The organism is Stenotrophomonas sp. 3diitr2024 (genome assembly GCF_042136455.1).
Taxonomy (GTDB): domain Bacteria; phylum Pseudomonadota; class Gammaproteobacteria; order Xanthomonadales; family Xanthomonadaceae; genus Stenotrophomonas; species Stenotrophomonas sepilia.
Map to the genome: position 1 here is coordinate 1 of NZ_JBHHMJ010000522.1, position 5721 is coordinate 5721.

General features: G+C 66.7%; 5 protein-coding genes. 2 read left to right on the forward strand and 3 right to left on the reverse strand.

The annotated features are described in order from the left end of the window. Positions 1 to 163 precede the first annotated feature (163 nt). On the reverse strand, positions 164 to 1147 hold the full coding sequence (locus tag ABGA94_RS13230) for a LysR family transcriptional regulator (RefSeq protein WP_375367497.1): 984 nt from the start codon (positions 1145 to 1147) through the stop codon (positions 164 to 166). Between the two features lie 209 nt (positions 1148 to 1356). Between ABGA94_RS13230 and cysK the strand changes: the two genes are divergently transcribed. Next, entirely contained in the window at positions 1357 to 2316 is a 960-nt protein-coding gene (gene cysK / locus ABGA94_RS13235) for a cysteine synthase A (RefSeq protein WP_005418856.1), read from the forward strand. 210 nt (positions 2317 to 2526) lie between these two features. Beyond that, positions 2527 to 3126, forward strand: coding sequence for an O-acetyl-ADP-ribose deacetylase (locus tag ABGA94_RS13240; protein ID WP_111174692.1), 600 nt, complete (start codon positions 2527 to 2529; stop codon positions 3124 to 3126). Between the two features lie 92 nt (positions 3127 to 3218). Here ABGA94_RS13240 and ABGA94_RS13245 read toward each other — a convergent pair whose 3' ends face one another. Both ABGA94_RS13245 and ABGA94_RS13250 read right to left on the reverse strand, forming a co-directional pair. After that, on the reverse strand, positions 3219 to 4361 hold the full coding sequence (locus ABGA94_RS13245) for an ABC transporter substrate-binding protein (RefSeq protein WP_375367500.1): 1143 nt from the start codon (positions 4359 to 4361) through the stop codon (positions 3219 to 3221). A gap of 132 nt (positions 4362 to 4493) precedes the next feature. Further along, complete coding sequence (locus ABGA94_RS13250) at positions 4494 to 5498, reverse strand: class I fructose-bisphosphate aldolase (RefSeq protein WP_005418861.1); 1005 nt, start codon at positions 5496 to 5498, stop codon at positions 4494 to 4496. Positions 5499 to 5721 lie beyond the last annotated feature (223 nt).

A 5721-nucleotide genomic window follows, 5' to 3' on the forward strand; every position in this document is an offset into this window, starting at 1 on the left:
GTTGGCGCCATGGATGGCGCCATCGAGCCCCCAGGGATGGGTTTACGGCGTGTCCTGCCTGCCCACACCGCCCCGCCGCCCCACGGAAGCCAGCAGTTGCTGTTGCTTCGGCTTTTGCCTTTGATTCGGCAGGTGCAGGGCTGCACGCCCTGCTCGACCCACCTCACACCGTGATGGTCTGGGTCAGCGACTCCCAGGTCGGTGGCACCGGCCACGCCGCCGCCTGGTTGCCATCCAGCACCCGCCGCAGGTCGCGCGGATCAATCTGTGGGGCCAGCACGTGCACCAGCTCCAGCGCGTAATCACGCAGCACGCGGTCGCGCGGCAACACCGCCCAGGCGATGCACTCGCTGATCGGATCCGGCGCCGGCCACGACCTCAGGTCTTCGTCATTGGAACTGACCGCCATCTCGGCCAGCAGGCCTACGCCCAGGCCGGTGCGCACGTAGGTCTTGATCAGGTCGGCATCGAGCGCGGTCAGCGCCAGGTCGGGCACCAGCCCATTGGCGGCGAAGGCGCGTTGCAGGGAAGAGTTCGGTCGGGTCGAGGATTCGTAGCTGATCAACGGCTGGCGGGCCAGCGCGGCCAAGTCCGGTGCGCGGCCGGCGCGGTCCAACGGGTGGCCCTTGGGTACCACCACCAGGCGCCGCCAGCGGAACAGCGGCACTACGATGCCGTCGGTTGGCTCACCGCCTGCGGTGCTGATGATGGCGATATCGGCGTCACCCTGGTTCAAGCGGTCCAGCGCGTCGGTTTCACCGGCCTGCTGCAGGTGCACGCTGACCTGCGGATAGGCCTGCTTGATCGCCGCCACCGCCGGCGGCAACACGAAGCGCGCCTGGGTGTGCGTGGTGGTCAGGATCAGCTGGCCCTGGCTTTCGCGCCGCTGGTTTGCCGCGTACGTACGGATGTTGTTGGCTTCGGCCAGCACTGCGCGGGCACGCGCGATGACTTCGGTTCCGGCCGGGGTAACCGACTCCAGGCTGCGCCCCTTGCGCACGAACAGCAGGAAGCCGAGCTCGTCCTCCAGCTGCTTGAGCTGCTTGGACAGGCCGGGCTGGGTGGCGTGCACGCGCGAGGCGGCCAGCGTGATGTTCAGCTCGGCGTCGGCGATGGCTACCAGGTAGCGCAGCTGGGTCAGCGTCATGGGCAGGCAGGCGGCATGGGGCGGAAGTCCACTCTAGGGTCAATTGCCGTCACCAGCTTATAACCAAAGGTTGTTTAAGAAAGGTATCTGGTCATTTCCGGGCGTCATATGCCGGCGCTACGGTCAGCCGGCAGCCGCTGGCCTGAACGGCCAGCCCTCCCCCCTTCGCCCGCCGTGACCCGTCGCGGCCCCGTTTCCGGAGCGCTCCCATGGCCCTGTACGACTCCATCCTCGATACCGTCGGCAACACCCCCATCGTCAGGCTGCAGCGCCTGGCGCCGCCACAGGTCAGCGTCTACGCCAAGGTCGAGTCGTTCAACCCGGGCGGCTCGGTGAAGGACCGCCTGGCGCTGGCGATCATCCTCGATGCCGAAGCACGCGGCCTGCTCAAGCCGGGCGACACGATCGTGGAGGCCACCTCGGGCAACACCGGCGTGGCACTGGCGATGGTCGCCGCCGCGCGCGGCTACAAGTTCGTGGCCACCATGGTCGAAACCTTCTCGGTCGAGCGCCGCAAGCTGATGCGTGCCTACGGCGCCAAGGTGATCCTGACCCCGGCCGCCGAGCGCGGCAGCGGCATGGTGCGCAGGGCGGCCGAGCTGGCCGAGCAGCACGGCTGGTTCCTGGCCAGCCAGTTCGCCAACCCGGCCAACCCGGCGTATCACCGCAACACCACCGCTGCCGAGATCCTGCGCGACTTCGCCGGCAAGCGGCTGGACTACTTCGTCAGCGGCTGGGGCACCGGCGGCACGCTCACTGGCGTAGGCGAAGTGCTGAAGGTGGCACGCCCGCAGACCCGCATCATCGCCACCGAACCGGCCGGCGCCGCCCTGCTCAAGGGGGATGACTGGAAGCCGCACAAGATCCAGGGCTGGACCCCGGACTTCGTGCCGGACGTGCTCAACCGCGACGTGGTGGATGAACTGGTCTCGGTCGAAGACGATCGTGCGATCACCACCGCGCGTCGCCTGGCCGCCGAGGAAGGCATCTTCGTCGGCATCTCCGCCGGCGCCACCGTGGCCAGCGCGCTGGACATCGCTGCCCGCGCTGAACCGGGCTCGGTGATCCTTGCGATGCTGCCGGACACCGGTGAACGTTACTTCTCCACGCCGCTGTTCGCCGATGTGAACGAAGGATCCGACGACGACTGGCTGGCCGGCCTGCCGTAACAGCAGGGGTCAGAGCCTTTTCCGTGCGGAAAAGGATCCGCCCCCTTCCCGCTTCAGCCTGCGTGAAGGCGTCGCCCGCCATCGTGCGCGAAGGCCGTTGGATCGCAGCGCGTGAGACGGTCATGACGCAGCATCGATGCCCTGTCCCCTACCGTGGGAACAGCCGGCGCAGATGCTGCGCGGATCACCTCACAGGCAGGAGACGGACGCATGAAGATCGAGGTTTGGCAGGGCGACATCACGACCCTGTCGGTGGATGCGATCGTCAACGCGGCCAATGAAACGCTGCTCGGTGGCGGCGGTGTCGACGGCGCGATCCATCGTGCGGCCGGCCCCGCCTTGCGGGCAGAGTGCGAGCGGTTGCCGGAGCTGCGCCCGGGCGTGCGTTGCCCGACGGGTGAAGTGCGCGCCACCGGTGCCCATGCGTTGCCGGCGCGCCATGTACTGCACACGGTGGGCCCGGTCTGGCACGACGGCCAGCGCGATGAACCGGCGTTGCTGGCCAACTGCTACTGGAAGTCACTGCAGCTGGCCGAATCACTGGGCGTGCAGTCCATCGCCTTCCCGGCGATCAGCTGCGGCGTGTATGGCTATCCGTTGTACCAGGCCGCGCAGATCGCTGTCACCGAAACACTGGCCTGGCAGCGCAGCCATGCGCAACCGATGCGCATCGTGCTGGTGGCGTTCAATACCGCGACGGCCAAGGCCTACCAGCAGGCGTTGAGCGCCGCCGGGCAAAGCGCGGACAGCGAACCGCGCGGGTCGCTGCTGCCGCCGCTGGGGGATACGGGCTTTGCCGCCGCGCACTGAACCGTGGTGCTTCAGGTAAAAGAAAAGGCCGGGCATTGCCCGGCCTTTTCCGTTGCAGCGTAGTGCTCTTCCACGCACGGCGTGGATCACACTCAGCGACTGGAGGCTTCCACCGCGGCGGCATCATCGGCCACGGCGGCTGCATCGGCTGCGGCACGTGCCGCCGAGGCTGCGGCCCCGTCGGCGCTCGCGCCATCCACCTGCACGCGCACTTCCACCATGCCTGCGCCATTGTTCAGGCTGGACACATCGACGGTGTAGTGACCGGCCGGCAGGGTTTCTTCCAGGCGTGAATTGGTACCGTTGCCGCCGTCGTCGTCGGTCAGCTCGACATCGCCGCCAACCACGCGCAGCAGGGTATCGACCTGGCTGGAGATCGCATCCAGGCGCACATCGGCCGGGCGGTCCAGGGACAGCAGGAAGCGGCGGCGGCCATCGTTGTCGAGCATCGTGTACACGCTCCCCGACTTCGGCAGCGCCGTACCATCGCGCTCGACCAGATTGCCGGGCAGCTCGATGCGGGTGGCCGACAGGGTGAACATGCCGCTGACGCCGTCGCCCAGGCCACGCGCGGTCAGGGTGTACTTGCCCGGCTTCAGCGACAGGGTCAGGCGCGAGTTGGTGCTGTCACCGCCGTCGTCATTCTCGGCATCCACGCCCTGGCCCGACAGCTTCAGCACTGGATCGAAGACCTCCGACACCAGGCGGATTTCGTACAGGCCGGCCTTGTCCACCTGCAGGGTGTAGTCCTGGGAACCACCGGCCAGCATGTCGACGATCTCGCCGCTGCCCGCCAGCGGCTTGCCGTCGTACGGCTTCAGCTTCTCGGCGCGAAGGCGATAAGGGCCGAACGCGGTCGGGCCATCGGCGTTGACTGCCACCTGGTAGGTACCACTGCCGTTGGCGCGGAAAGCCAGCGAGACGTCCCCCTCGCGCTCATAGCCGGTGTTGCTGGTGGATACCAGGCTGCCATTGTTGAACACCGCAATCGAGCCGCTGAGGGCACCAGTAAGCTTCAGGCCGACCAGATCCCTGTCTTCCAGCTTGATCTGGTAGAGCTGGTGATGGCTGCCGTCGTTGAAGTTGATGCCGCTGCGCGAGGTGATCTCGCCGGAGACCGGCTTGTCGAAATCGAGCGACGCGGCCTTGCCGGCATCCGCGCCGCCGCCGATGCGGTTGCACCCGCCGGCGACCAGGACCGTGGCTACGGCCAGTGTGATTGCTGCCAAACGCATGTTGTTTCTCCTTGGCCTTCCATGTGGTTCCCACGCACCGGCCAGGCGCATGGGGGCGGAAAAGATACCCGCAAAAGCAAACGCCGGCGTGATGCCGGCGCTGCCTTGTTCATCCAGCGATGGGACCGATCATCAACCGTTCCACTTGCCCAGCGCCGCCAGGCCGTTGTCCCTGGCGCGCTCGTACACGGTCTTCTGGGCAGCAGCGTAGTTGCCCTTCATGTCCTTGGCCCACAGCTTCAACGCGGCCTGCTGCATGGCGCGGCCGTAGGAGAAGCTCAGCGGCCACGGCAGGTTGCCCAGCTGGTTCATCGCGTTCAGGTGCTCGGTGGACTGCTCGTCGCTCTGGCCACCGGACAGGAACACGACGCCCGGCAGGATCGCCGGCACGGTGCTCTTCAGGCACATCACGGTCGACTCGGCCACTTCCTCGACGTCGGCCTGCTCATCGCAGCCCTTGCCGGAGATGACCATCGACGCCTTCAGGATGGTGCCTTCCAGCAGCACGTTCTGCTGGTACAGGGCGTCGAACAGCGAACGCAGGGTGGCTTCGGTGACTTCGTAGCAGGTCTCGATGTCATGATCGCCGTCCATGATCACTTCCGGCTCGACCATCGGCACCAGGCCGCATTCCTGGCACAGCGCTGCATAGCGGGCCAGCGCATGGGCGTTGGATTCGATGCAGGTACCCGACGGGATGCTCTCGCCGATGTTGATGACTGCACGCCACTTGGCGAAGCGCGCGCCCAGCTTGTAGTACTCCTGCAGGCGCTCACGCAGGCCATCGAGGCCTTCGGTCACCAGCTCGCCCGGGCAGCCGGCCAGCGGGTGCGCACCCTTGTCCACCTTGATGCCCGGAATCATGCCGTGGTCGGCCATGTACTTGGCGAACGGCACGCCGTCCTTGGTCGACTGGCGGATGGTTTCGTCAAACAGGATGGCGCCGGAAATGTGCTCGTTGAGCTTCGGCGTGGTCAGCAGCAGCTCGCGGTAGGCGCGACGGTTCTCCTCGGTGTTCTCGATACCGACGCCGGCGAAACGCTTGGCGATGGTAGCGGTGGATTCGTCGATCGCGATGATGCCCTTGCCCGGGGCGACCATGGCCTGGGCGGTTTCAGCCAGCTGTTCGATGCTCATGTATTTCCTGTGGCGGGTGCGGGAAAAACACAAGTATAGCCCCGCGGCCCGTTGCCTCGCCGTGGAGGACAGGATGGAAACGCTTCCACGTCTACGCAGGACAAAGGATGTCCTGCGGCATGGGGTCAGAGCCCCCTCGGGGATCTGACCCCTGGTCAGTACGGGGTCAGCTCCATCTCGCTGGCCAATTGCGAGCTCCTCGCAAGATGGATGGCGTCCACGT

What these genes read in the sequence shown, in the direction of transcription:
- ABGA94_RS13230 (WP_375367497.1), bottom strand. Translation starts at nt 1,147, where the DNA reads ATGACGCTGACCCAGCTGCGCTACCTGGTAGCCATCGCCGACGCCGAG.
- cysK (WP_005418856.1), top strand. Translation starts at nt 1,357, where the DNA reads ATGGCCCTGTACGACTCCATCCTCGATACCGTCGGCAACACCCCCATC.
- ABGA94_RS13240 (WP_111174692.1), top strand. Translation starts at nt 2,527, where the DNA reads ATGAAGATCGAGGTTTGGCAGGGCGACATCACGACCCTGTCGGTGGAT.
- ABGA94_RS13245 (WP_375367500.1), bottom strand. Translation starts at nt 4,361, where the DNA reads ATGCGTTTGGCAGCAATCACACTGGCCGTAGCCACGGTCCTGGTCGCC.
- ABGA94_RS13250 (WP_005418861.1), bottom strand. Translation starts at nt 5,498, where the DNA reads ATGAGCATCGAACAGCTGGCTGAAACCGCCCAGGCCATGGTCGCCCCG.